Source organism: Polaromonas hydrogenivorans (assembly GCF_040105105.1).
Classification (GTDB): Bacteria; Pseudomonadota; Gammaproteobacteria; order Burkholderiales; family Burkholderiaceae_C; genus Polaromonas; species Polaromonas hydrogenivorans.
Genome location: NZ_CP157675.1, coordinates 3,742,555 through 3,764,609 on the forward strand (window position 1 = coordinate 3,742,555; position 22,055 = coordinate 3,764,609).

Here is a 22,055-nt window from a genome sequence, read left to right on the forward strand (position 1 = left end):
AATGGTCTGCCGATGCTACGGCTTGGTTATTTTTTAAGGTGATTGATTTTTTGCTATTTTTGGAATTTAATTTCACCAATATTTTTCTTTGAAATTTAATTTTGAAAGTTAGTTTTTAATGGAACAAAATTATGCTGACGCGACCGACATCAGGTTGCTCGAACTGTTGCAAACCGATGCGAGCCTGAGCAACCAGGCCTTGGCCGAGCGGGTCCACATCTCGCCGCCGACCTGTTTGCGCCGCGTCAAGCGCTTGCGCGATGCGGGCCTGATCGAGCGTGAAATCGCCGTACTGAGTCCGGACAAGCTGGCCGGCGTTCTGGGTTACGGCCTGAGCGCAGTGGTCGAAATCTCGCTGGACCAGCAGGGCGCCGAGTGGCTGGAGGCGTTCGAGGCCCGGGTGGTAGCAGACGACGCGGTGCAGCAGTGCTACCGGGTATCGCCGGGGCCGGACTTCATCCTCATGGTGCATGTAGTTGACATGCCGGGCTACCAGGCGCTGGCGCAGCGGCTGTTCACCAGCGATGCGAATGTGCGCAATGTGAAGGCATTTTTCAGCGTCAAACGGGCCAAGTTTCAGCCTAAAGTCCTACTTACGTAATGAATACGGGCGTGTGCAGCTATTGAATTGATAGCTCTGCTGGTTTTGCATGGTTGGGCTGGCCGGGTTTTCGGCCCGGCGGCCGACTCACTTTTCTTTGCTTCGCCAAAGAAAAGTAAGCAAAAGAAAGGCGACCCGCAGTCCGAGTCCCTGCGCTTCGCTTCGGGCAACCTGCGCTACGCCACAAAAGCGGGGGTCCGCGCAAACTCGCTACGCTCAAACAGCGCGCGGCCCTGATCCCGCTTTTGCGGCGTAGCACAGGCTCGGCCAGGACGGGACTTGCGGGAGCGGATTCGGGGCCGGATTCGAAGTCAAAAGTGCCTCTTACGCCATCTGGGTGGGCGCAAGCAGCTATCGAATTCATAGTGTCTGAATTGACTTTGGGTGTTTGGCTGTTGGTATTGGTTTTTCCCCGCCCCCAGCCCTTCTGTCAGCGCTGAGGAGCGGAAGTCCAGACGGATCAGGGCTCGTGCTTGTCTGAGCGCAGCGAGTTTGCACGAGACCCCGGCTGGACTGAGCACCGCAGGGTGCCCGTAGCGAAGCGAAGGGTCGCGGACAGCAGGGTCGCCTTTCTTTTGCTTACTTTTCTTTGGCGAAGCAAAGAAAAGTGAGTCGGCCGCCGGGCCGAAAACCCGGCCAGCCCAACCACGCAAAACGAACCAAGCTATGAATTCAATAGCTACACATGCCTGCAACCATTGCGCAAACAGCCAATCAACCCTTCAAACCCCAGATTTCTTGACCGGCCGCGCCCAGTTGGCAATGCTCACCTGCCGCCCCCGCCCCACGCTCAAGGCACCCGCAGGCACGTCCCTGGTGATGGTCGAGCCGCCGCCCACCGTGCCGCCCGCGCCTATCGTCACCGGCGCCACCAGCACGCAGTTGCTGCCGATGTGCACGTCGGCCTCGATCACCGTGCGGTGCTTGTTGGCGCCGTCGTAGTTGGCGGTGATGCTGCCGGCGCCGTAGTTCACGCGCTCGCCCACCGTGGCGTCGCCCAGGTAGGCCAGGTGATTCGCCTTGGCGCCCCGCGCCAGCGTGGAATTCTTGACCTCGACAAAGTTGCCGATATGCACCTCGGCGCCCAGATTGGCGCCGGGCCGCAGCCGGGCGAACGGCCCGACCATCGCGCCCTCGCCAACCTGCACGCCGAGCTTTTCGCCGTCGATATGGGTAAACGGGTGAATCACCGCGCCCGCCGCAATCGTGGCATTGGCAATCACGCAGTTGGCGCCAATGCGCACGCCCTGCCCCAGGCTGACCCGGCCTTCAAACACGCAGTTCACGTCAATTTCGACATCCTGGCCGCAGGTCAGCTGGCCGCGCACGTCCAGCCGCGCCGGGTCGGCCAGGCGCACGCCCTGCTCCATCAGCGTGGTGGCCAGGCGCTGCTGGTACACCCGCTCCAGTTCGGCCAGCTGCACCGGGCTGTTGACGCCGGCAACCTGCGCGGCGTCCGTGATCTGGTGCGCCACCACGGCCACGCCGTCTTCCACCGCGAACTTCACGATGTCGGTCAGGTAGTACTCGTTTTGCACGTTGTCGTTGTCCAGCCGGGCCAGCCAGCGGCGCAGCAGGCGCGTCGGCACGGCCATGATGCCGCTGTAGATTTCATGAATCGCGCGCTCGGCCTCGCTGGCGTCCTTGTGCTCGACGATGGCGCGCACCTGGGCGCTGGCCTGCGTGCCGGCGCGCACGATGCGCCCGTAGCCCGTCGGGTCGGCCATGCTCAACGTCAGCAGCGCCAGCCGCTGGCCGTCGCACTCGGCCAGCAGCGCCTGCAGGGTAGCGGCCTGCGTGAGCGGCACGTCGCCCGACAGCACCAGCGTGATGCCATCGTCAGGCAGCACGGGCAGCGCCTGCTGCACCGCATGGCCGGTTCCCAGTTGCGGCTCCTGGCGCACGAATTTCAGGCTTAAATCGGCGGAAGCGCCCGTCCTGCGGGAACAAGCTGCTTCAACTTCCATAGCACCATGGCCGCTGATCACGACCGCCTGGCGCGCCGACAACTGCGCGGCGCAGTCCAGTACATGCGCCAGCAGGGCGCGGCCGCCCAGGCGGTGCAATACCTTGGGCAGACTGCTTTTCATCCGCGTGCCTTTGCCGGCGGCCATGATGACGACATCGAGGGGGTGAATTGCCATGAAATTTCCTGTGAAAAGGTGAAAGGTTGAGGTTGCAAGCCCGCTGGGCCACAGCCAGCGCGGCGCTTGCAGCACATTTTGGTGCGCTGGATTATCAGGCGCCGACAGGGGTAACCCTCGGGCTATAAAAGCGGCGCCCTGCGCAGCGGCGCGTCGTAGTAGTCGGCCAGGCGCTGCAGCGCCTTGGGGTTGCGCAGCCACAGCCGCCCGTTGCGAATTTCGTGCAGGCCCAGTTGCTGCAGGCGCCGCATGGTCTTGTTGGTATGCACCAGCGACAGGCCCAGGATGTCGGCGATGTGCTGCTGGTTGATTGGAAACTCGACCGATCCGTCCTGCACCAGCCCCAGCCGTTCCAGCCGCCGGTACAGGTGCATCAGCAGCATGGCGACGCGCTCGGCGGCGTTGCGCCGGCCGGCGGTCAGCAGGTTGTCATCGACCATGCCTTCCTCGCGCGCGGCCAGCCAGGTGATGTCGTAGCCCAGGTTGGGGTAACGGCGAAACAGCTCCCACAGCCCGTCCCGGGGAAACACGCACAGGCTCACATCGGTCACCGCTTCAATGCCATGCATGGCGCCGTCGCTAAACTCCTGCTGCAGGCCGATCAGGTCGCCCGGCAGCAGAAAGTTCAGTATCTGCCGGCGCCCGTCGCTCAGGGTCTTGTAGCGAAACGCCCAGCCGGCGTACAGCGTGAACAGCTTGCCGCCGGGCTTTTGCTCATGCATCAGCGTGCTGCCCGCCGGCCGGTTCAGGGTGCTGGCGCGAAACGATTCGATGAACGCCATTTCGTCGGCGGACACCGCAGTGAAAGCGCCGGCTTTTCGCAACCGGCATGCCGTACACGGAGGTGGGCCGGGAGCCGGACCTGGCTGAAGAGTGTCCATATAGGCCTTGCTGGAAAAATTTTGAGCCACTGTGTCTTTTGACATTGTCCAGGGCAGCGCTGGCCGATACATTCTCGCCTACCCATGCATACCACCACCGGCCTTCAGGAAATCATTTACGTCAGCACGCTTGCCGCTGACGCGCCCATCCGTGTCGTGGCGGACATTGCCGTGAAGGCGCGCAGCAACAACCAGCAGCGGCACATTACCGGCCTGCTGGTCTTCGACGGCATGCATTTTTGCCAGCAGCTGGAGGGCTGCGCGCAGGAAGTGGCGGACCTGATGGCGCGAATCCGCGAAGACCCGCGCCATCACGGTGTGGCCGTGCTGCACCACGGGCCGCTGGACCAGCGCCGCTTTCGCCGTTTCAGCCTGGGTTACACGTCCGTGGACGACATCGAACTGCTGGAGCGGCTGCAGCGCTTGCAGGGGCAGGCGGCCGTGGAGGCTTTCGTGGCCCTGCTTTCGGACCTGGATGTGGATGGGTGAAGCGGATTGATGCGGCCGGCGGCCTTATGCCGCCAGGCCCAGCGCATGGCGCAAACCCGCCAGCGGACGCAGCGTGGCCGCGCGCCATCCGGTAGCCATCAAGCCGCCCAGGAGGCGGGCCGGCGCATCGGCTTCCCAGCTGACGCAGGCCGACGTTCCAGCGCCCTCTGCGGCTGGTGCGGCTTCAGGCCAGGACTCCATGACCACGGTCTGCCCGGCTGACAGCCGCAAGCTTTCGCCGCGCCCCAGGAAGTGGTCGCCGGCCGGCACGCGGTGGTCGCGGTCGGCATGGCTGAACGTCACCCACAGACGCCCCTGGCCGACGCGCAGCACGCCGGACTCGCGCGCCTGCACGGTCATCGCCTGGCCGGCTGGCAGGGTGTAGCTGATGGCCGGCCGGCTGCTGCCGCACGAGCGGGCCTGGCTGGAAAAGCGGGCGGTCTGGACGGCCCCGACCAGCGCATGGGAAGCCGAAAAAGAAGTCATGATGTTCTCCAAAAAATCCCGGGAAATCAGTCTCCCAGGCAACCATGATCGGGCCGGCATGATTTGCAGTCCAATGAAATCGCGGTACGCTATTCATGCCTTCAGCGCATTAATCAGCCGACCTCTTCCTTACATCCCCATGCAGCATCCACACACCCATTTGCGTTCCCGGCCGATTGCCGCCGGGCAACTGCGCGCCTTCGAGGCGGTGGCCCGCCACCTCAATTTCCGCGCCGCCTCCGAAGAGCTGTCGCTGACCCAGTCGGCCGTGAGCCGGCAGATCCAGAGCCTCGAAGAAGACGTTGGCGTCAGCCTGTTTCTTCGCCATACGCGGGCGGTGGAACTCACCAGCGCGGGCGCGCAGCTGCTGCGCGCCGTGCTGCCCTCGCTGGAGCGCATTGATGGCGTGGTGCGCATGATCCGGCAAAGCGCCGGCCGCAAAAGCGTGGCCATCAGCACCTGGGCGTCGTTTGCCTCGATGTGGCTGATTCCCCGGCTGGAGGCCTTTCAGCGCGAGCACCCCGACATCGACATCCGCATTGATGCGACCGACACCCCGGTGGACCTGGAAACCACCGACGTGGACCTGGCCCTGCGCTACAGCATGCCGGCCAGCGTGCCGGCGCAGGCGCGGCGCCTGTTCGGCGAGCAGCTCACGCCGGTCATCAGCCCCTGGCTGCTCAAGAGCGGCCCGCGCCTGCAAAATGCGCAGGATCTGGCCCGGTTTGCGCTGGTCGAAGCCAGCGACGCGCACCGCACCCAGCACATGGAATGGCTAAGCTGGCAGCGCTGGTTTGACATACAGGGCCTGAGCCGTTTCGAGCCCAAGCGCTGGCTGTATTTCAACTATGCCCACCAGATCGCCCAGGCGGCCCTGACCGGCCAGGGCGTGGCCCTGGCGCGCATGCCCTTGATTGCCGAGAGCCTGACCAGCGGCGACCTGGTCGAGGTCTTGCCGGACCGGCGCATGGACTCGCCGATGGCTTACTGGCTGATCGTCGGGCCGCGCAATGCCGCACGGCCCGAGGTGCAGGCATTTTGCAGCTGGATCGAAGCGCAGGCGGCGCAGACGCGCGAAGCGATTGGCGACCTTCCGCCCGCTGCGCCAGCCAGATAAAAAGCATCAAACCAGCCGTTAGCGCATGTCCAGCGGGCGGGATCAGCTATCTATTCAATAGCAACCCGGAATGGCTGAATTTCAGACGGGCCAGACCACGCCATGGTCATTGAGCACCACATCGAGCGGAACGTCGTGCGGCTCGGGCAGCATGTCGGGCAGCCAGCCCTGGCTGTAGCCCAGGCCGACGGTGAACGGACGCGGCGACAGCGTGGCCAGCGTGCGGTCGTAAAAGCCGCCGCCGTAACCCAGCCGGAAGCCGCCCGGCCCGTAGCCGACGCAGGGCACGAACAGCAGCGTGGGCACGATGATCTCGGTGTCCTTGGGCTTGGGGATGCCGTAGGCGTCTTCTTCCATCGGGCAGCCGGGATACCAGGCGTGAAATGTCAGCGTCTTGTGCAGCTTGTTGACCACCGGCAGTCCGATCTTGCGCGGCGACCGACCCGCTATGCTTTCTGTAGCAAACTGTTCCCGCTCGGCATGCGGAAGATGCGTATTCTCCTGAAATTCCGGACTCAGCACGGCGTCTTCCTGCCAGCGGTACAGCGCCGGCAGCGGATCGAACTCGCCCTTGATCGGCCAGTAGGCGCCTATCACCTCGTGGGGCGAGCCGACCAGCCAGATGCGCATCACGCGCTGCAGCAAGTCTGCCCGGGCAAGTCGGTCGGGCATGTCGAGGCGCGATTGCACCAACGCTTTTCGTGTGCTTAATTTGTCCATAATGCGTCAATGCTATACAAATTTCTTTGCAGCGCGGCAGTTTTAGCCGCACTGGTCGCGCCAGCCCTGGCACAAAGTCCTTCCACCGTCCTGCCGCCGGGCGCCAATGCCGCCGGCGACAGCCTGATCGTGGAGATGAACAAGGCCTTCAAGCGCGGCGACAAGGGCCGGCTGACGCAGTTGCTGCCGCAGGCCCGGGGCCATGCGCTGGAGCCGTGGGCGGCTTACTGGGAACTCAAGGCCAGACTGGGCGAGGCCAGCCCGCAGGAAGTGCAGGACTTCCTGGCGCGCTATGCCGGCAGCTACCAGGAAGACCGGCTGCGCAACGACTGGCTGCTGCTGCTGGGCCAGCGCCGCGACTGGGCCAGCTTTGCCGCCGAATACCCGAACTACCGCATGAACGACGACCGCGAGCTGCGCTGCTACGCCCTCTTGGTCGAGCACCTGAAAAACCCGGCGCAGGGCGCGCGCCTGTCGGACGAGGTGCGCAAGAACTGGTACGCCCAGCGCGACGCCGACGACGGCTGCACCGCCGCCGCCGAGCGGCTGGTGGGCAGCCAGAACCTGACGCCGCTCGATGTCTGGCAAAAGGCCAGGCTGGCGCTGGAAGCCAACCGGCCCAAGGCGGCCAGCAACGCCGTGGCCATCGTCGCGCCCGAGGCGCTGGGCATGGTGGCCGAGCTGAACAGCAGCCCGATCAAGTTCCTGGCCGGCAAATACCTGGCGCTGCGCACCGTGCGCAAGGAAATCATCACGCTGGCGCTGGTCAAGCTGGCCATCAGCGACTCGGAAGGCGCCGCTTTCCAGCTCGACGGCAAATGGGCGCTGCAGCTCACCGCCGAGGAACGCAACTGGCTCTGGGGCCTGATCGGCAAGCAGACCGCCAGCCGCATGGGCACGCAGCCGGCCGGCGATGCGCTGCAGTATTACGCCCGGGTCACCAAGGACACCGACCTGACCGACGACATGCTGGCCTGGAAGGCGCGCGCCGCCCTGCGCGCCGGCACCCAGCCCAGCTGGCAGCTGGTCCTTGCGGCCATCAACGCCATGAGCGAAGACGGCCGCAAGGAGCCGGTCTGGACCTACTGGAAAGCACGCGCGCTGCTGGCGATGTCGCCGCCCGACATCGCCACCGCCGTGGTCACGCCGCAAGGCCCGGCGACCACCAGCGTCATGGCGCCCCAGCGCATCGAAGGGCTTAGGCTGCTGCAGTCGATAGCCTCGGCGAGCGGCTTTTACGAGCAGCTGGCGCTCGAAGACCTGGGCCTGAAAATCTCCGTGCCGCCCAAGCCGGCGGCGCTCACCGCGCAGGAAAAAGACGCCGCCCGGCTTAACCCCGGATTGAGCCGGGCCACCTACGCCATCATGATCGGCCTGCGCTCCGAAGGCGTGCGCGAGTGGAACTACGCCACCAACCTGCACCAAAAGAGCGGCATGGGCGAGCGCGAACTGCTGGCCGCCGCCCAGGTGGCCTGCGACCGCCAGATCTGGGACCGCTGCATCAACACCAGCGAGCGCACCACCACCGTGGCCGACTTCGAGCAGCGCTTCCCGATGCCGTTTCAGGGCGCCGTGGTCAAGCGCAGCCAGGCCATCAAACTCGACCCGGCGTATGTCTATGGCCTGATCCGCCAGGAAAGCCGCTTCATCATGGACGCCCGCTCCGGCGTGGGCGCCTCCGGCCTGATGCAGGTCATGCCCGCCACGGCGCGCTGGACCGCCAACAAAATCGGCCTCGAAGGCTTCACGCCCGAGCAGATCAATGACCGCGACACCAACATCACCATCGGCACGGCTTATTTGAAACTGGCGCTCGACGACCTGGGCGGCTCGATGCCGATGGCCGCCGCTGCCTACAACGCCGGGCCGGGCCGGCCGCGCACCTGGCGCAACGGCCATGTGCTCGACGCCGCCATCTGGGCCGAGAACGTGCCCTTCAGCGAGACCCGCGACTACGTGAAGAAAGTGCTGTCCAACACCACCAACTACGCGGCCATCCTGACCGGCCAGCCGCAGTCGCTGAAAAGCCGGCTGGGCATGATCGGGCCGCGCGATGCGAGCATGCCGGAGCCGTACACGGACCTGCCCTGAAGGGCCGCCGGGCGACTGAAACGATTCACTTCTGGCCTTTGCGCCTGGAGGTCAAGGCCTAATCCGCCGTGAAACTGGGCATTCGCCTACAAGCAAACGGCAAGGTCTCTGCTATGGTTTTCGGATGCCTACGCAATCCGAAACCCTTCCCCGCCTGACGCCGGACACGGCGCTTTTCCTTGACTTCGACGGCACGCTGGTCGCGCTGGCCGCGCAACCCGAACTGGTGGAAGTCCCCCTGGGCCTGACCAGCACGCTGGCCGCGCTGCACCGGCAATTGCGCGGCGCGCTGGCGCTGGTGTCGGGCCGCCGGCTGCTGGACCTGGACGGTTTCATGGCGCCCTTGCTGCTGCCGTCGGCCGGCGAACATGGCGCGCAGCGCCGCACCGCCGACGGCCTGCTGATCAGCGCGCCGCCAGCGGACATGCGGCAGATCCTGCAGGCGGCCGAAGGCCTGGTGGCGCGCCATCCCGACCTGAAGCTGGAACGAAAAAACCTGGCGCTGAGCCTGCATTACCGGCACGCGCCCGAACTGGAAAGCCTGTGCCTGCAGGTGATGCGCGAAGCGGCGCAAGGCAATGACAGCGTCGAGCTGATGCAGGGCAAATGCGTGATTGACCTGAAACCGGCGGGCTTCAGCAAAGGCACGGCGATTGCGTCCTTCATGACCGAAGCGCCGTTTGCCGGCCGCATCCCGCTGTTTGCCGGCGACGATGTGACCGATGAAGCCGGCTTTGAGGAGGTGCGGCGCATGGGCGGCCACACCATCAAGGTCGGCCCGGGGCCAACGGCGGCCCAGTACCGCTGCGCCAGCGTGGACCAGCTGGCCGCCTGGCTGCAATCGGCCAGCGGGGTTTCCCCCGACGCCGGCGGCCTTTCCAGCCGCCCGGGGCCTTCAGCATGAGCGCCGCCGCCCTGGCGCCCAACTTTGCGCCACCCGCGCCGCCGTCGCTGTCGATGGGCGTGATCGGCAACTGCGCGTTCAGCGCGCTGGTCGATGCGCGCGGACGCATCGTCTGGTGCTGCCTGCCGCGCTTCGATGGCGACCCGGTGTTCAATGCGCTGCTCGATGACAGCAGCAAGGGCAGCGCCTTTGCCATCGAGATTGAAAACTTTTCCCATTCAAAACAATGGTACGACCCGAACACCGCCGTGCTGCGCACCCAGCTGTTCGACAAAATCGGCCAGGCGATTGAAATCACCGACTTTGCGCCGCGCTTTTACAACCGTTCGCGGTTTTTCAAGCCGATGACGCTGGTGCGCCGGGTGCGCCCGATCAAGGGCGCGCCGCGCATCCGGGTACAGCTCGACGTGCGCTTCGACTGGGGCCGCAGCGAGCCGGTGATCACCCAGGGCAGCAACCACCTGCGCTATGTCGGCGATGCGCTGACGCTGCGCCTGAACACCGACGCGCCGCTGTCGCACCTACTGGCCAAGCGGCCTTTCGTGCTGACGCGCGAATACAACTTTCTGCTCGGCTCCGACGAGTCGCTGGCCGACGGCATTGCCGACACCGCGCGCCTGTTCGAGCAGGAAACGCTGTCGTACTGGCGCAAGTGGAGCCAGCGCCTGCACATTCCGCTGGAGTGGCAGGAAGCCGTGATCCGCGCGGCCATCACGCTCAAGCTCTCGCTGTTCGAGGACACCGGCGCGATTGTCGCGGCCATGACCACCAGCATTCCCGAGGCGCCCAACAGCGGACGCACCTGGGACTACCGGTTTTGCTGGCTGCGCGATGCCTTTTTTGTCGTTCGGGCGCTCAACAGCCTGTCCGAAGTCGGCACCATGGAAGACTACCTGCGCTGGCTCGGCAATGTCGTGGTGCAGGCCGACGGCGGGCATATCCAGCCGCTGTTCGGCATCGGTCTGGAGCTTGAGCTGCCCGAAGCGGTGCATGAGCACCTGGGCGGCTACCGGGGCATGGGGCCGGTGCGCGTCGGCAACCAGGCGCAGGAGCATTTCCAGCACGATGTCTATGGCAACGTGGTGCTGGGCGCGGCCCAGGCCTTTCACGACCACCGGCTGCTGCACCGCGCCGGCGCGGCCGAGTTCTTGCGCCTTGAGGCGGTGGGCGAGCAGGCGGTGCGCAGCTACGACAAGCCCGATGCCGGCATGTGGGAGCTGCGCACGCGCGCCCGCGTGCACACCTCGTCGGCGCTGATGTGCTGGGCCGCCTGCGACCGGCTGGGCAAGATTGCCGTCACGCTGAAGCAGCCTGAGCGCGCCAGCTACTGGAGCCATCATGCGCAGATCATGCGCGAGCGCATACTGCGCGAATCCTGGAGCGAGGAGCGCCAGGCCTTTGCCGAGAGCTTTGGCGGGCGCGACCTGGACGCCAGCGTGCTGCTGATGATCGAAGTCGGCTTCATCGAGCCGAAAGACCCGCGCTTCGTGGCCACGGTCGATGCGCTGGAAAAATACCTGTGCGACGGCCCCTACATGCGCCGCTACGAGGCGCCCGACGACTTTGGCAAGCCCGAAACCGCCTTCAACATCTGCACCTTCTGGCGCATCGACGCGCTGGCGCGCATCGGCCGCAAGGACGAGGCCCGGGCGATTTTCGAGACCATGCTGGCCGCCCGCAACCATGTCGGCCTGCTGTCCGAGGACACCCACCCGGTGACCGGCGAGATGTGGGGCAACTTTCCGCAAACCTATTCGATGGTCGGCATCATCAACGCCGCCGTGCGCCTGTCGGCCCCTTGGGAGTCGCAGGTATGAGCCGGCTGGTGGTGGTTTCCAACCGCGTGTCCGACCCGCGTAAATCAGCCGGGGCCGGCGGTCTGGCGGTGGCGCTGGGCGAGGCGCTGTCGGCCAACGGCGGCCTGTGGTTCGGCTGGAGCGGCACGATTGTCGAGGGCGGAACGCCGGGCGAGGGAGAAATGCACACGCATCATTCCGGCAACGTGACGCTGACCACCGTGGACCTGTGCCGCGAGGACCACGACAGCTACTACCTCGGCTACAGCAACGGCGTACTCTGGCCGGTGTTCCATTACCGGCTCGACCTGGCCGATTTCGACGCCGGCTACATCGGCGGCTACCGGCGCGTCAACCAACTGATGGCGCGCAAGCTGATGCCGCTGCTCAAACCCGACGACATCATCTGGGTGCACGACTACCACCTGATCCCGATGGCGGCCGAGTTGCGCGCCATGGGCTGCAAGAACCGCATCGGCTTCTTTTTGCACATTCCGCTGCCGCCGCCCCTGATCCTGGCGGCCGTGCCGCAGCATGAATGGCTGATCCGCTCGCTGTTTGCCTATGACCTGATCGGCTTTCAGGCGCAGTCGGATGTGGAGCATTTTTCAAGCTATGTCGGCAAGGAGGTCGGCGCCGAGGCGCTCGACAAGCACCAGTTCCGCGCCTTCGGGCGCAAGGTACAGGCGCAGGCCTTTCCCATCGGCATCGACGTCGATGAATTCGCCGCGCTGACCCACGCCAAGGAAGGGCGTGACATGTACGAGCGCATGAAAAAGGAGTTCTCGCGCCGCCGCCTGCTGCTGGGGGTGGAGCGGCTCGACTATTCCAAGGGCCTGCCGCAGCGCGTGCGCTCCTTTCGCGAACTGCTGAAGAACTACCCGGAAAACATCCGCAGCGCCACGCTGATCCAGATCGCCTCGCCCAGCCGCGAGGCGCTCGACACCTATGCCGGCCTGCGCCAGGAGCTGGAGAGCCTGTGCGGCGCGATCAACGGCGACTATGGCGAGCTGGACTGGATGCCGGTGCGCTACATCCACCGCAACGTCTCGCGCAAGCGCCTGCCGGGGCTCTACCGGGTGGCCGATGTGGCGCTGGTGACGCCTTTGCGCGACGGCATGAACCTGGTCGCCAAGGAATTCATTGCCGCCCAGGATCCGGCCGACCCGGGCGTGCTGGTGCTGTCGCGCTTTGCCGGCGCCGCCGAGCAGCTCAAGGAAGCGCTGCTGGTCAACCCCTACGACGTTCACGGCACGGCCGAAAGCATCCAGCTGGCGCTGCAGATGCCGCTGATCGAGCGCCAGCGGCGCCACCAGCAGCTGCTCGAACGCATCCGCAGCCAGGACGTGCACTGGTGGCGCAAGACCTACCTGGACGCCCTGGCGGCCTGCGATCCGGAATAGGCAAATTCCCCGGCGGCGCGGCGCGCGCCTCAGATCAGCTGGCTGACCAGGCTGGCGACAAAGCTCAGCAGGATGGTGGTGGTCACCGGAATAAACCATTCGCGGCCAAACAGGCGAAAGCGCAAGTCGCCCGGCAGTTTGCCAAAGCCGAGTTTTTGCAGCAGCGGTGAAAACCAGCTGATGCACACCAGCGCGAGAAAAATGACGATGAACCAGCGGATCATGGGCGGCCAATCTACAGCGTATGCGTGCGGTCACCCGCCGAAAAGCCCATCGGCTCCCACGCAGGACTGTTTTTTTCCCCAAACGCAATCACCTTGAACAGCTCGCCCATTTCATGCTCGTTGACCAGCTTTTGCACCATGGTTCGCTCGGCCAGAGAAGCGTTTTCCAGGCCATCCAATAAACCGCAGTTCAGCAGAAAGCGTCCCTGGCTGGTGTAGCCCAGCACTTCCAGTCCGGCCTCCTGCCCGGCCAGCGCGATGCCGGTGAAATTGACGTGCGCCGTGATGTCTTTTTCACCCACGTCGGCCAGCGCGTCGGCATCAGAAAGATGGGCGCGGTGGCACATCACCGTGCCCATGTCGCGCTGCGGGTGGTAGTACTCATGCTCGGGAAAGCCGTAGTCGAGCAACAACGCCGCGCCCGCTTCCAGCCGGTCGGCCAGCGTGCGCACAAATCCTTCGGCCTGTGGGTGAATTTCGGTGACGTAATCGTGCCGGCCCGCCACCTCCAGCGGCGGGCGCAAATCGGTGGGACAGTCGGCGTAGGTGAAGCGCCCTTCATGCAGCACCACGCCGCGCTCGTGCCAGACGCCACCCAGCCGCGCCAGCAGCTTGACCGGCATGGCATCGAGCACCTCGTTGCCCAGCACCACGCCGCGCATGCGCGCCGGCAATTCGGCCGCCCAGCACACTTTGCCGGCATGGGCGGCCAGCCGTTCGCGCTGGCGTTCGCGCAAGGAGCTGGAGAGATCGACAATCGTGTAGCGCGTGACCTGCTCCCCCAGCGTATCGAGCACCTGCTGCGCCAGCGCACCGGAGCCGGCGCCGAACTCCCAGACTTCGGTCGTGCCCGAGGCCTGCAGCGCCTGCGCCACCTGGCGCGCCAGCGTCTGGCCAAAACGCGGCGACAGCTCGGGCGCGGTGACGAAATCGCTGCCGCCGCCCGCCAGACCCGGCGTGCCAGCCGGCATCAGGCCGAATTTCAGCGAGTCGCGGGCGTAGTAGCCCAGGCCGGGCTGGTAGAGCGCCAGCGCCATGAAAACATCAAAACCCAGCCAGCCGCCGGCCGATTCGATGGCCTTGGCGATATCGGCCTGCAGGGGGCTCGTTAAAATGAAAGGATTGGTCATGTTGGTCACCTGACATGATTGTCCGCGATTCCCTTTGGCCATTTCGCCATGCCCTTCACCGAACCCAACCTGATGACACCAGCTTCGTCCCGACCCGTGGTTCTCGTGACCGGCGCCGCCCTGCGGCTGGGCCGCGAAATCGCGCTGGCGCTGGCCGCCGGCGGCTGGCAGGTGGCGGTGCATTACCGCAGCTCCGAAGCTGACGCTATCAAAACAGTAGCTGACTGCGCACGGCTGACGTGCGCATCGGCTGCTTTTGATGCCGATTTATCAGATGAAACAGCCGTGCGCGGCCTCGTGCCACGCGTCATCGCCCACTTTGGCCGCGTCGATGCGGTGGTCAACAGCGCATCGACCTTTGAACACGACACGGCCGCCAGCTTTGGCTTTGCCGCGCTGGACAAGCACCTGCGCAGCAACACCGGCGCCGCCATCCTGCTGGCCCAGGCGCTGCATGCGCATGTGGCCGCGCGCAATGCCACGGGCGCGGTCGTCAACCTGCTCGACCAGAAGCTCTGGAACCAGAACCCCGATTTTTTCAGCTACACGCTGTCCAAGGCCGCGCTGGAAGCGGCCGGCACCATGCTGGCCATGGCGCTGGCGCCCGAGGTGCGCGTGGTCGGCGTCGCGCCCGGGCTGACGCTGACCAGCCACCTGCTGACGGGCGAGCAGTTCGAGGCGCGCCACCGGCTCTCGCCGCTGGGCCGCTCGTCCACGCCGGCCGATGTGGCTGCGACGGTGAAGTTCGCGCTGGAAAATTCATCCATCACCGGCACCACGCTGCTGGTCGATGGCGGCCAGCACCTGATGCGCTTCGAGCGGGATTTCTCGCTGATGTGACCCTGTATGTGACCCTCCTGGCGCCACTGACATACTTCCCTGACATATTCAACCCAGACCCTTTACAGACTGCCACCATGCTCACTACCCGGGGAACCCGAATCCTCCACCTGACCGGCTTGCGCTTTGACGCCAACCTGGGCATCCTGGCGCATGAAAAAACCGCGCCGCAGCCGATCCAGGTCGATGCCGAACTGAACCTGGGCACGCAGACGCTGCTGCCCCACGACGACGACATCCACCATGTGCTCGACTACCGCAAGGTGCGCCAGATCATCATCACCGAATGCACCGCCGAGCATGCCAATTTGCTGGAAAGCCTGATCGGCAAGCTGGCGCACCGGCTGATGCTGCTGCCCGGCGTTCTGGGCGTGCGGGTGAAAATCGCAAAATTAGAAATTTTTGACGACTGCGAAGTAGCCATTCGCGTCGAGACAGGACAGTGGTGAACGATATGAATGCAATCTGGATAGACGAGCAACTGGAAACTTCAGCCCGCGTGCAGAACTCGATGAAGATCGAGCGCGAGGACCACAAGCTGGAAAAGCGCCTGTGCCGCGAGGTCGGCCGGGCGATTGTCGATTTCAACATGATCGAGGAAGGCGACAAGGTGATGGTCTGCGTCTCGGGCGGCAAGGACAGCTACGCCATGCTGGACATCTTGCTCAAGCTGCAAAAGCGCGCGCCGATCAACTTCGAGCTGGTCGCCGTCAACCTCGACCAGAAGCAGCCCGGCTTTCCCGAGCATGTGCTGCCCGAGTATTTAAGCAAGCTCGGCGTGCCCTTCCACATCGAGAACCAGGACACCTACAGCATCGTGACGCGCGTGATTCCCGAGGGCAAGACGCTGTGCTCGCTGTGCTCGCGGCTGCGGCGCGGGATTTTGTACCGCGTGGCGGGCGAACTCGGCTGCACCAAGATCGCGCTGGGCCATCACCGCGACGACATGCTGCAGACCTTCTTTTTGAACATGTTCTTTGCCGCCAAGCTCAAGGGCATGCCGCCAAAACTGGTCAGCGACGACGGCAAGAACATCGTCATCCGCCCGATGGCCTACGTCACCGAGAAAGACCTGACGCGCTGGGCGCAGGTGCAAGACTTCCCCATCATTCCGTGCACGCTGTGCGGCAGCCAGGAAAACCTGCAGCGCAAGCAGGTCGGCAACATGCTGCGCGACTGGCAAAAGCAGTATCCCGGCCGGATTGAAAACATGTTTTCGGCCTTGCAAAATATCGTGCCGTCGCACCTGATGGACAGCAAGCGCCATGATTTCAAGGGCATCAGGACGACCGGAGTCGCCGACCCCGAAGGCGACAAGGCTTTTGATGCCGAGGAATTCATGCAGGCGGCGCCCCCGGGCCGCGCCGTCATCGGCATCAACCCGCTGGCGCCCGGTTAATCGCCCTTCACAGGAGGCCTTATGAAACGAGCATTGACGGCTATTTTTTCAATCGCATTCATGGGACTGTTCATGGCCGGCTGCTCCGGCCTGCGCGTGGTCGAAACCGATGTCACGGCGTTTTACCACTGGAGCGTAGCGCCTCCTGCGCCGGGCACGGCCTACCGCTTTGAGCGCCTGCCCTCGCAGCAGATCATCGGCGCCCAGCACGACGCCATCGAAGGGCTGGCGCGCACCGCGCTGGCCAGGGTCGGCATGGAGCTGAACCCGGCCGCGCCGCGCTACAGCGTGCAGGTGCGGGTAAGCACCCTGGTGATCGAGCGCCCGCCTTATGACGGCTCCGGCTACGACGGCTTCGGTTTTGCCACGCCCGGCGTTTTCCTGGGCGGCGGCAACCGGGGCGCGGCATTCGGCATGTCGTTTCCGGTCTATCCGATGGGCTTTTCAGACCCCTATTACCGGCGCGAGTTGACGCTGCTAGTGCGCGACCTGACGACCAGCCAGGTGGTCTTTGAAACCCGCGCCGTGAACGACGGCATTCAGAACGAGACGCTCGCCGTGCTGTCCGCCATGCTGGACGCGGCCTTGCAGGGTTTTCCGCAACCCCCAGCAGGACCGCGCCGGATCACCGCGCAGATCCCCCGTTGACCCTGCCAGCCCCCCGATCCACTTTCACCGCCCTCGTGCTGCCTTTTTCATGATTGAACCGACCCGCATCATCGCCATTCGCCATGGCGAAACCACCTGGAACGTGGACACCCGCATCCAGGGCCACCTGGACATTCCACTGAACAACACCGGTCGCCTGCAGGCCACGCGCCTGGCGCTGGCGCTGAAGGAAGAACCCATCACGGCGGTGTACGCCAGCGACCTGGCCCGCGCCTGGGAAACCGCTGAATACCTCGGGCGCGCGCGCGGCCTGCCGGTCACCCCTGAAACCGGCCTGCGCGAACGCTGCTTTGGCGATTTTGAAGGCAAGACCTTTACCGAAATCGAAGCCCTGCTGCCCGAGCAGTCGCGGCGCTGGCGCAAGCGTGACCCGGAATTCGCGCCCACCGGCGGCGAGTCCCTGCTGGCGCTGAGCCAGCGCGTCGTCGAGGCCGCCGAGCGAATAGCCGCCAGGCACCCGGGCGAGCTGATCGCGCTGGTCGGCCACGGCGGCGTGATGGACGTGCTCTACCGCGCCGCCGCCCGCCTGCACATCCAGGCGCCGCGCACCTGGATGCTGGGCAACGCGGCCATCAACCGGCTGCTCTGGACGCCCCAGGGCTTTACCCTGGTCGGCTGGGCCGACACCCAGCACCTGAACGACGAATCCCTGGACGACGGCCTGCTGGCCGCCGGACCGAACCCCACCCTTGCCACTCCCTGACCACCCACCTGCCCTGAAAATCCCCGATGAGTAACCTGCCCGCGCGCCTGTCCGAACTGATCGGCAAACCTGTCCACGACATCGACACCCCAGCCCTGGTGATTGACATGGACGCCCTGAAACGCAACCTGGTCCGAATGGCTGACTTCGCCAAAAAACACCATGTCCGCTGGCGCCCGCACGCCAAGCTGCACAAAAGCACCGTGCTGGCCAAGATGCAGATCAAGGCCGGCGCCGCCGGCGTGTGCGTGCAAAAAACCGCCGAGGCCGAGGTCATGGTGGCCGGCGGCATCTACAACGTGTACATCAGCAACCAGGTGATTGCCCCGGCCAAGCTGGCGCGGGTAGCCGCCCTCACGCAGGCGGTAGCGTCCCACAGCGGCGGCCAGATCGCCATTGCCGTGGACAGCCGGGAGGGCGTGAACCGGCTCGCAAAGGCCATGACCGAGGCGCGTACCGGCGCGCGCAGCAGCGCGGCGACGGTGATTGACGTGTTCGTCGAAATCGATGTCGGCCAGGGGCGCTGCGGTGTCCAGCCAGGCGAGCCCGCCGTCAGGCTGGCGCTGGAAATCCGCAAGCACCCGGCGCTGCGCTTTGCCGGGCTGCAGGCCTACCAGGGCAAGGCCCAGCATTTGCGCAGTGCCATCGAGCGGCGCATGGCCGCCGCCAACGCCACCAAGGCTGTGGAACTGACCTGCCAGCTGCTCAAGGCGCACGGCATCGCGCCCGGGCTGGTGACCGGCGCGGGCACCGGCAGCTTCGCGCTGGAGGCCGCCAGCGGCGTTTACGGCGAGCTGCAGGCCGGCTCCTTCATGTTCATGGACGTGGACTATGCCCAGAACGAGCGCGACCCGGCGCAGCCGCAGTTCGAGCATGCACTGTTTCTCAAGACACAGGTCATCAGCACCCACGCCAGCCATGCGGTGTGCGACGCCGGCCACAAGAGCCACGCCATCGACTCAGGCATGCCGAAGGTGCATGCCTTTGACAACCTAAGCGGGCTGGACTACTTCAACGGCGGCGACGAGCACGGCATCTTGCGGCCCGTTGACGGCGGCAGCACCCGCCTGCCGGCGCTGGGCCAGCTGCTGTGGCTGATTCCCGGCCACTGCGACCCGACCGTGAACCTGCACGATGTGATGATCGGCGTCAGCGGCGGTCTGCGAAACGGCACGGTGGACCGCATCATCCGGGTCGATGCGCGCGGCGCGATGACTTGAAATTTCGTAACTACTAACCCCCAAGCGACAATAGAGGCCGTGCAAGAACAACCAGACCCCGCCCCGCCAAGCTACGCGCAACTGCTGGAGCAAAATGTTCAATTGAGGGCGTCGGTTCAAAGCCTGCTGGCGCAACTGGCAAAGCAGCAGCAACAAATCCTTGAACTGCAGGCGCGCCTGGGCAAGAACAGCACCAACTCCAGCAAACCACCGCCCGGCGACGGCTTGAGCAAACCCGCCCCCAAGTCCCTTCGCGTGCCAGGGCAGCGCCCCATCGGCGCGCCCAAGGGCCACCAGGGCGGCACCCTGCGGCAAAGCGAAGTCGTCGATGTCGTCCCCGCCCAGTGCAGCGCCTGCCAGAGCGCTCTGGTGGATCACGAAGTGCTGGAGCGCCGCCAGATACTGGAGCTGCCCATGCTGCGCGCGCAGGTCATCGAACACCAGCGCATGCGCTCCGTGTGCAGCTGCGGGGCGGTGCATGCGGGCGTCTTTCCTCCTGATATCACCGCCCCCGTGCAATACGGCAGCCGCCTCAAGGCAGTCTGCGTGAACCTGAACCAGCAGCAGTTTGTGCCGCTGGCGCGCACCTGTGAGCTCATGGCCGACACCTTTGGCGTGGCGGTGTCCGAGACCAGCGTGCTGGCCTTCACCCACGAGGCGGCCGAAGCACTCCAGCCCATTTACCAGCAAATAGGCCAGGCCGTGCAAGCCGCGCCGGTGGTGTGCGCGAACGAGACCGGCATTCGCATCCAGGGCCATCAGGAGTGGCTGCACTGCGCCGTCACGCCCAGCCTGAGCTATCTGGAGCATCACCCCAAACGCGGCATGCTAGCCATTGAGGCGATAGGCATCCTGCCCCCGTTCAAGGGCACGCTGGTGCATGACGGGCTGCAGAGCTACAAGCAGCTGGACTGCGCGCACAGCCTGTGCAATGCACACCACCTGCGCGAGCTGGTGTATGTACACGACAACCTCAACGAGAAGGCCTTTGACGACTGGGCCGGGCAGATGATAGACACGCTGCTGCAGGGCAAAAGGGAAGTCGATGCGCTGGGCGGGCCATTGCCGCCCGAGCGCATGCAGTGGTTTGAGGCGCAGTGGCTGGCCTTGCTGGGCCGGGGTGAGCGGTTCAATCCGCGCCAGGAGCCAGACGATTCGTTCACCCGCAAGCGGGGCAAACACAAGCAGAGCACACAGTTCAATTTGCTGGCGCGCCTGCGGCAGTACAAGGATGATGTCTGGCGCTTTGCCAGGGATGTGGGGGCGCCGTTCACCAACAATCTGGCCGAGCAGGCGCTGAGGATGTCAAAGGTACGCCAGAAGGTCTCGGGCTGCTTTCGCACCGATGAGGGGGCCAGGACGTTTTTTGCCATCCGCTCGTATCTGCAGACCATGCGCAAACAGCGCGTCAATTTGTTTGACTGTCTGGTCAGCGTCTTTGACGGCCAACCCCATCAAGCCTGACTTTGCGGTTTGAGCTGGGCTTGGGGGTTAATAGTTACGACAATTAAAGCGTTTAAGCCTTTTGCGCAATAAGGACGGTCGTTAGCAGCTATTAAAAAGGTAGCGCCATAGGTCGGGTTAGCGAAGACGTAGGCCCCTTCAGATTGAAGGCGATGCGAACCCGATACGCCGCAGAACTGCGGAAATAGGTGTAAAGCCTCATCCCGGATAGCGCTCCACGCGTTGCTCAATGGCGCCAAAAATGCTTTTGCCGTCGCGGTCCAACATTTCGATCCGCACTGTGTCACCAAACTTCAGAAAGCTGGTTTGCGGCTTGCCGGTCTCGATGGTTTCATACATGCGCACTTCGGCCAGACAGCAGTAGCCGACACCGCCGTTGGCAATTGATGAGCCGTTGAGGTCGCCCTGTTTGTTCGAGACCGTGCCGGAACCGATGATCGAGCCGGCTTCCATTTCCCGGGTCTTGGTGACATGCGCCACCAGTTGCGGGAAGTTGAACACCATGTCGGTCCCGGCATCCGGTTTGCCAAACATCTGGCCGTTGATCTGCACGGTCAAGGGCCGATGCATCCGGCCATCCCGCCAGTCGGCGCCCAGTTCGTCTGGCGTAATCGCCACCGGGCTGAAAGCCGTGGCCGGTTTGGACTGTAAGAAGCCAAAACCCTTGGCCAGTTCACCCGGGATCAGGTTTCGCAGCGAGACATCGTTCACCAGCATCAGCAAGCGGATTGCCGAGGCGCATTGCGCCGCTGTCGCATCCATTTTGACGTCGCCGGTGATGACTGCCACTTCAGCCTCCAGGTCAATGCCCCAGTCTTCCGACAAGGCGTAGATGGGGTCGCGCGGACCAACGAAGGAGTCAGAACCGCCCTGGTACATCAGCGGATCAGTCCAGAATTCTGGTGGCAGTTCAGCGCCACGGGCGCGGCGCACCAATTCGACGTGGTTCACATAGGCAGAGCCGTCAGCCCACTGGTAAGCCCGCGGCAAGGGGGAATGGCAAAGCACCGGGTCAAATGCATCCGGGTTAGCGAAGGCGCCGCTATTCAGGGCCTCATAGACCTGGCGCAGTTGCGGCTCGCAGACGTCCCAGTCGTCCAGCGCGGCCTGTAGTGTGCGGGCGATTGCAGGCACCGGGCGACAGTGCGTCATGGCCCGGTTGACCACGACCAGCGTGCCGTCGCGGCCGCCTTGTTTGAGGGTGGCAAGTTTCATCTTCCTTTTACTCCCCGGCGTAGCTGCCGTCATGCATCCAGCGGGCGTGTTGCGGTGCCCGTTTGGTGATGGCCCACTCGTTGAGCATGTCCCACTTCGCATCGTCGAGCATCTTGGCCATCTTCGGTGTGCCGGTATTCGCGCACAGTTCCAGGCGATGACCGCTCGGATCGAAGAAATAGATGGACTTGAATATGGTGTGATCGGTCGGACCAAGCACTTCAATGCCGTCCGCTTCCATTTTAGCTTTGGCCTCCATCATGGCCTCGACCGATTCGACCTGCAGCGCCAGGTGCTGCGTCCACACCGGGGTGTTGGTGTCGCGCCCCATCGGCGGCTTGGTTGGCAGTTCAAAGAAGGCGAGCACGTTGCCGTTGCCGGCATCGAGAAAGACATGCATGTAGGGGTCTGCTTCTTTGGTCGAAGGCACCTCGTTCTCGGCAATCGCCAGAATAAAGTTCATGTTCAGGTACTTGCCGTACCACTCGACCGTTTCCTTGGCGTCCTTGCAACGGTAAGCAACGTGATGAATTTTCTGGATTTTCATTTGAGTCTCCCA

The 22,055-nt window shown here is 64.5% G+C and carries 22 protein-coding genes and 1 pseudogene; 14 read left to right on the top strand and 9 right to left on the bottom strand.

Annotated elements, in window-relative coordinates; translation table 11 throughout:
• Window positions 1–118: 118 nt before the first annotated feature.
• Entirely contained in the window at window positions 119–601 is a 483-nt protein-coding gene (locus tag ABLV49_RS18045; protein ID WP_349278608.1) for an Lrp/AsnC family transcriptional regulator, read from the top strand.
• Between the two features lie 722 nt (window positions 602–1,323).
• Here the strand turns inward: ABLV49_RS18045 and glmU are convergent.
• Together glmU and ABLV49_RS18055 are read right to left on the bottom strand one after the other, a co-directional pair.
• Entirely contained in the window at window positions 1,324–2,745 is a 1,422-nt protein-coding gene (glmU, locus tag ABLV49_RS18050; protein WP_349278610.1) for a bifunctional UDP-N-acetylglucosamine diphosphorylase/glucosamine-1-phosphate N-acetyltransferase GlmU, read from the bottom strand.
• Window positions 2,746–2,867: 122 nt separating this feature from the next.
• On the bottom strand, window positions 2,868–3,626 hold the full coding sequence (locus ABLV49_RS18055) for a Crp/Fnr family transcriptional regulator (protein WP_349278612.1): 759 nt from the start codon (window positions 3,624–3,626) through the stop codon (window positions 2,868–2,870).
• An 84-nt stretch (window positions 3,627–3,710) separates the two neighbouring features.
• Here ABLV49_RS18055 and ABLV49_RS18060 point away from each other — a divergent pair, with 84 nt between their 5' ends.
• Window positions 3,711–4,115, top strand: coding sequence for a BLUF domain-containing protein (locus tag ABLV49_RS18060; protein ID WP_349278614.1), 405 nt, complete (start codon window positions 3,711–3,713; stop codon window positions 4,113–4,115).
• 24 nt (window positions 4,116–4,139) lie between these two features.
• Here ABLV49_RS18060 and ABLV49_RS18065 read toward each other — a convergent pair whose 3' ends face one another.
• Window positions 4,140–4,601 carry a DUF2917 domain-containing protein gene (locus ABLV49_RS18065; RefSeq protein ID WP_349278616.1) on the bottom strand — a complete coding sequence of 154 codons (462 nt, stop codon included), beginning with the start codon at window positions 4,599–4,601 and terminating at the stop codon, window positions 4,140–4,142.
• A gap of 139 nt (window positions 4,602–4,740) precedes the next feature.
• On the opposite strand from ABLV49_RS18065, the gene ABLV49_RS18070 reads away from it, so the two are divergent.
• Window positions 4,741–5,718: a LysR substrate-binding domain-containing protein gene (locus ABLV49_RS18070; RefSeq protein ID WP_349278618.1), complete on the top strand. Its 978-nt coding sequence runs from the start codon at window positions 4,741–4,743 to the stop codon at window positions 5,716–5,718.
• 81 nt (window positions 5,719–5,799) lie between these two features.
• On the opposite strand, the gene ABLV49_RS18075 is transcribed toward ABLV49_RS18070, so the two are convergent.
• On the bottom strand, window positions 5,800–6,438 hold the full coding sequence (locus tag ABLV49_RS18075) for a 5-formyltetrahydrofolate cyclo-ligase (protein WP_349278620.1): 639 nt from the start codon (window positions 6,436–6,438) through the stop codon (window positions 5,800–5,802).
• A 9-nt stretch (window positions 6,439–6,447) separates the two neighbouring features.
• On the opposite strand from ABLV49_RS18075, the gene ABLV49_RS18080 reads away from it, so the two are divergent.
• The 4 genes from ABLV49_RS18080 to otsA all read left to right on the top strand — a co-directional run bounded on the left by ABLV49_RS18080 (window position 6,448) and on the right by otsA (window position 12,632).
• Window positions 6,448–8,529 carry a lytic transglycosylase domain-containing protein gene (locus ABLV49_RS18080; RefSeq protein WP_349278622.1) on the top strand — a complete coding sequence of 694 codons (2,082 nt, stop codon included), beginning with the start codon at window positions 6,448–6,450 and terminating at the stop codon, window positions 8,527–8,529.
• A gap of 124 nt (window positions 8,530–8,653) precedes the next feature.
• Entirely contained in the window at window positions 8,654–9,433 is a 780-nt protein-coding gene (gene otsB / locus ABLV49_RS18085) for a trehalose-phosphatase (RefSeq protein WP_349278624.1), read from the top strand.
• The gene (locus ABLV49_RS18090; RefSeq protein WP_349278626.1) at window positions 9,430–11,250 is read left to right on the top strand and encodes a glycoside hydrolase family 15 protein; all 1,821 of its coding nucleotides are present in this window, start codon (window positions 9,430–9,432) and stop codon (window positions 11,248–11,250) included. Before otsB ends, ABLV49_RS18090 begins: the two co-directional genes overlap by 4 nt.
• Window positions 11,247–12,632, top strand: a complete 1,386-nt coding sequence (gene otsA / locus ABLV49_RS18095; RefSeq protein ID WP_349278628.1) for an alpha,alpha-trehalose-phosphate synthase (UDP-forming) — start codon at window positions 11,247–11,249, stop codon at window positions 12,630–12,632. Before ABLV49_RS18090 ends, otsA begins: the two co-directional genes overlap by 4 nt.
• Window positions 12,633–12,661: 29 nt before the next feature.
• Here the strand turns inward: otsA and ABLV49_RS18100 are convergent, their stop codons facing one another.
• On the bottom strand, window positions 12,662–12,856 hold the full coding sequence (locus ABLV49_RS18100) for a DUF2905 domain-containing protein (RefSeq protein ID WP_349278630.1): 195 nt from the start codon (window positions 12,854–12,856) through the stop codon (window positions 12,662–12,664).
• An 11-nt stretch (window positions 12,857–12,867) separates the two neighbouring features.
• Complete coding sequence (locus ABLV49_RS18105; protein ID WP_349278632.1) at window positions 12,868–13,986, bottom strand: class I SAM-dependent methyltransferase; 1,119 nt, start codon at window positions 13,984–13,986, stop codon at window positions 12,868–12,870.
• Between the two features lie 72 nt (window positions 13,987–14,058).
• On the opposite strand from ABLV49_RS18105, the gene ABLV49_RS18110 reads away from it, so the two are divergent.
• The 7 genes from ABLV49_RS18110 (at window position 14,059) to tnpC (ending at window position 20,281) form a co-directional block, all read left to right on the top strand.
• Complete coding sequence (locus ABLV49_RS18110) at window positions 14,059–14,826, top strand: SDR family oxidoreductase (RefSeq protein ID WP_349281774.1); 768 nt, start codon at window positions 14,059–14,061, stop codon at window positions 14,824–14,826.
• 77 nt (window positions 14,827–14,903) lie between these two features.
• Window positions 14,904–15,275 (top strand): dihydroneopterin aldolase, encoded by a 372-nt coding sequence (locus ABLV49_RS18115; RefSeq protein WP_041376479.1) that lies wholly within the window; start codon window positions 14,904–14,906, stop codon window positions 15,273–15,275.
• Between the two features lie 5 nt (window positions 15,276–15,280).
• Window positions 15,281–16,225 (top strand): tRNA 2-thiocytidine(32) synthetase TtcA, encoded by a 945-nt coding sequence (ttcA, locus tag ABLV49_RS18120; RefSeq protein WP_349281776.1) that lies wholly within the window; start codon window positions 15,281–15,283, stop codon window positions 16,223–16,225.
• A 21-nt stretch (window positions 16,226–16,246) separates the two neighbouring features.
• Window positions 16,247–16,873 carry a DUF4136 domain-containing protein gene (locus ABLV49_RS18125; RefSeq protein WP_349278634.1) on the top strand — a complete coding sequence of 209 codons (627 nt, stop codon included), beginning with the start codon at window positions 16,247–16,249 and terminating at the stop codon, window positions 16,871–16,873.
• A gap of 49 nt (window positions 16,874–16,922) precedes the next feature.
• Window positions 16,923–17,597, top strand: a complete 675-nt coding sequence (locus tag ABLV49_RS18130; RefSeq protein WP_349278636.1) for a histidine phosphatase family protein — start codon at window positions 16,923–16,925, stop codon at window positions 17,595–17,597.
• A 26-nt stretch (window positions 17,598–17,623) separates the two neighbouring features.
• Window positions 17,624–18,817: a DSD1 family PLP-dependent enzyme gene (locus tag ABLV49_RS18135; RefSeq protein ID WP_349278637.1), complete on the top strand. Its 1,194-nt coding sequence runs from the start codon at window positions 17,624–17,626 to the stop codon at window positions 18,815–18,817.
• A 39-nt stretch (window positions 18,818–18,856) separates the two neighbouring features.
• A complete protein-coding gene (gene tnpC / locus ABLV49_RS18140) occupies window positions 18,857–20,281 on the top strand; it encodes an IS66 family transposase (protein ID WP_349278639.1) in 1,425 nt (474 codons plus the stop codon).
• Between the two features lie 133 nt (window positions 20,282–20,414).
• Here the strand turns inward: tnpC and ABLV49_RS18145 are convergent.
• The 3 genes and pseudogenes from ABLV49_RS18145 to ABLV49_RS18155 all read right to left on the bottom strand — a co-directional run.
• Window positions 20,415–20,483: pseudogene (locus tag ABLV49_RS18145) on the bottom strand (maleylacetoacetate isomerase); the annotation flags it as partial.
• Window positions 20,480–21,496 carry a fumarylacetoacetate hydrolase family protein gene (locus ABLV49_RS18150; protein ID WP_349278641.1) on the bottom strand — a complete coding sequence of 339 codons (1,017 nt, stop codon included), beginning with the start codon at window positions 21,494–21,496 and terminating at the stop codon, window positions 20,480–20,482. The gene ABLV49_RS18150 and the pseudogene ABLV49_RS18145, both read right to left, overlap by 4 nt.
• Before the next feature lie 7 nt (window positions 21,497–21,503).
• Entirely contained in the window at window positions 21,504–22,043 is a 540-nt protein-coding gene (locus ABLV49_RS18155) for a VOC family protein (RefSeq protein ID WP_349278643.1), read from the bottom strand.
• Between the last annotated feature and the right edge of the window lie 12 nt (window positions 22,044–22,055).

Excerpts from the sequence above, each read along its gene's own strand:
- ABLV49_RS18070 (WP_349278618.1), top strand. The coding sequence starts at position 4,741 with ATGCAGCATCCACACACCCATTTGCGTTCCCGGCCGATTGCCGCCGGG.
- ABLV49_RS18045 (WP_349278608.1), top strand. The coding sequence starts at position 119 with ATGGAACAAAATTATGCTGACGCGACCGACATCAGGTTGCTCGAACTG.
- ABLV49_RS18130 (WP_349278636.1), top strand. The coding sequence starts at position 16,923 with ATGATTGAACCGACCCGCATCATCGCCATTCGCCATGGCGAAACCACC.
- ABLV49_RS18125 (WP_349278634.1), top strand. The coding sequence starts at position 16,247 with ATGAAACGAGCATTGACGGCTATTTTTTCAATCGCATTCATGGGACTG.
- ABLV49_RS18150 (WP_349278641.1), bottom strand. The coding sequence starts at position 21,496 with ATGAAACTTGCCACCCTCAAACAAGGCGGCCGCGACGGCACGCTGGTC.
- ABLV49_RS18115 (WP_041376479.1), top strand. The coding sequence starts at position 14,904 with ATGCTCACTACCCGGGGAACCCGAATCCTCCACCTGACCGGCTTGCGC.
- ABLV49_RS18075 (WP_349278620.1), bottom strand. The coding sequence starts at position 6,438 with ATGGACAAATTAAGCACACGAAAAGCGTTGGTGCAATCGCGCCTCGAC.
- ABLV49_RS18060 (WP_349278614.1), top strand. The coding sequence starts at position 3,711 with ATGCATACCACCACCGGCCTTCAGGAAATCATTTACGTCAGCACGCTT.
- ABLV49_RS18155 (WP_349278643.1), bottom strand. The coding sequence starts at position 22,043 with ATGAAAATCCAGAAAATTCATCACGTTGCTTACCGTTGCAAGGACGCC.
- ABLV49_RS18055 (WP_349278612.1), bottom strand. The coding sequence starts at position 3,626 with ATGGACACTCTTCAGCCAGGTCCGGCTCCCGGCCCACCTCCGTGTACG.
- ABLV49_RS18110 (WP_349281774.1), top strand. The coding sequence starts at position 14,059 with ATGACACCAGCTTCGTCCCGACCCGTGGTTCTCGTGACCGGCGCCGCC.
- glmU (WP_349278610.1), bottom strand. The coding sequence starts at position 2,745 with ATGGCAATTCACCCCCTCGATGTCGTCATCATGGCCGCCGGCAAAGGC.
- ABLV49_RS18090 (WP_349278626.1), top strand. The coding sequence starts at position 9,430 with ATGAGCGCCGCCGCCCTGGCGCCCAACTTTGCGCCACCCGCGCCGCCG.
- otsA (WP_349278628.1), top strand. The coding sequence starts at position 11,247 with ATGAGCCGGCTGGTGGTGGTTTCCAACCGCGTGTCCGACCCGCGTAAA.
- ABLV49_RS18080 (WP_349278622.1), top strand. The coding sequence starts at position 6,448 with ATGCTATACAAATTTCTTTGCAGCGCGGCAGTTTTAGCCGCACTGGTC.
- ttcA (WP_349281776.1), top strand. The coding sequence starts at position 15,281 with ATGAATGCAATCTGGATAGACGAGCAACTGGAAACTTCAGCCCGCGTG.
- ABLV49_RS18105 (WP_349278632.1), bottom strand. The coding sequence starts at position 13,986 with ATGACCAATCCTTTCATTTTAACGAGCCCCCTGCAGGCCGATATCGCC.
- ABLV49_RS18065 (WP_349278616.1), bottom strand. The coding sequence starts at position 4,601 with ATGACTTCTTTTTCGGCTTCCCATGCGCTGGTCGGGGCCGTCCAGACC.
- ABLV49_RS18100 (WP_349278630.1), bottom strand. The coding sequence starts at position 12,856 with ATGATCCGCTGGTTCATCGTCATTTTTCTCGCGCTGGTGTGCATCAGC.
- ABLV49_RS18135 (WP_349278637.1), top strand. The coding sequence starts at position 17,624 with ATGAGTAACCTGCCCGCGCGCCTGTCCGAACTGATCGGCAAACCTGTC.
- otsB (WP_349278624.1), top strand. The coding sequence starts at position 8,654 with ATGCCTACGCAATCCGAAACCCTTCCCCGCCTGACGCCGGACACGGCG.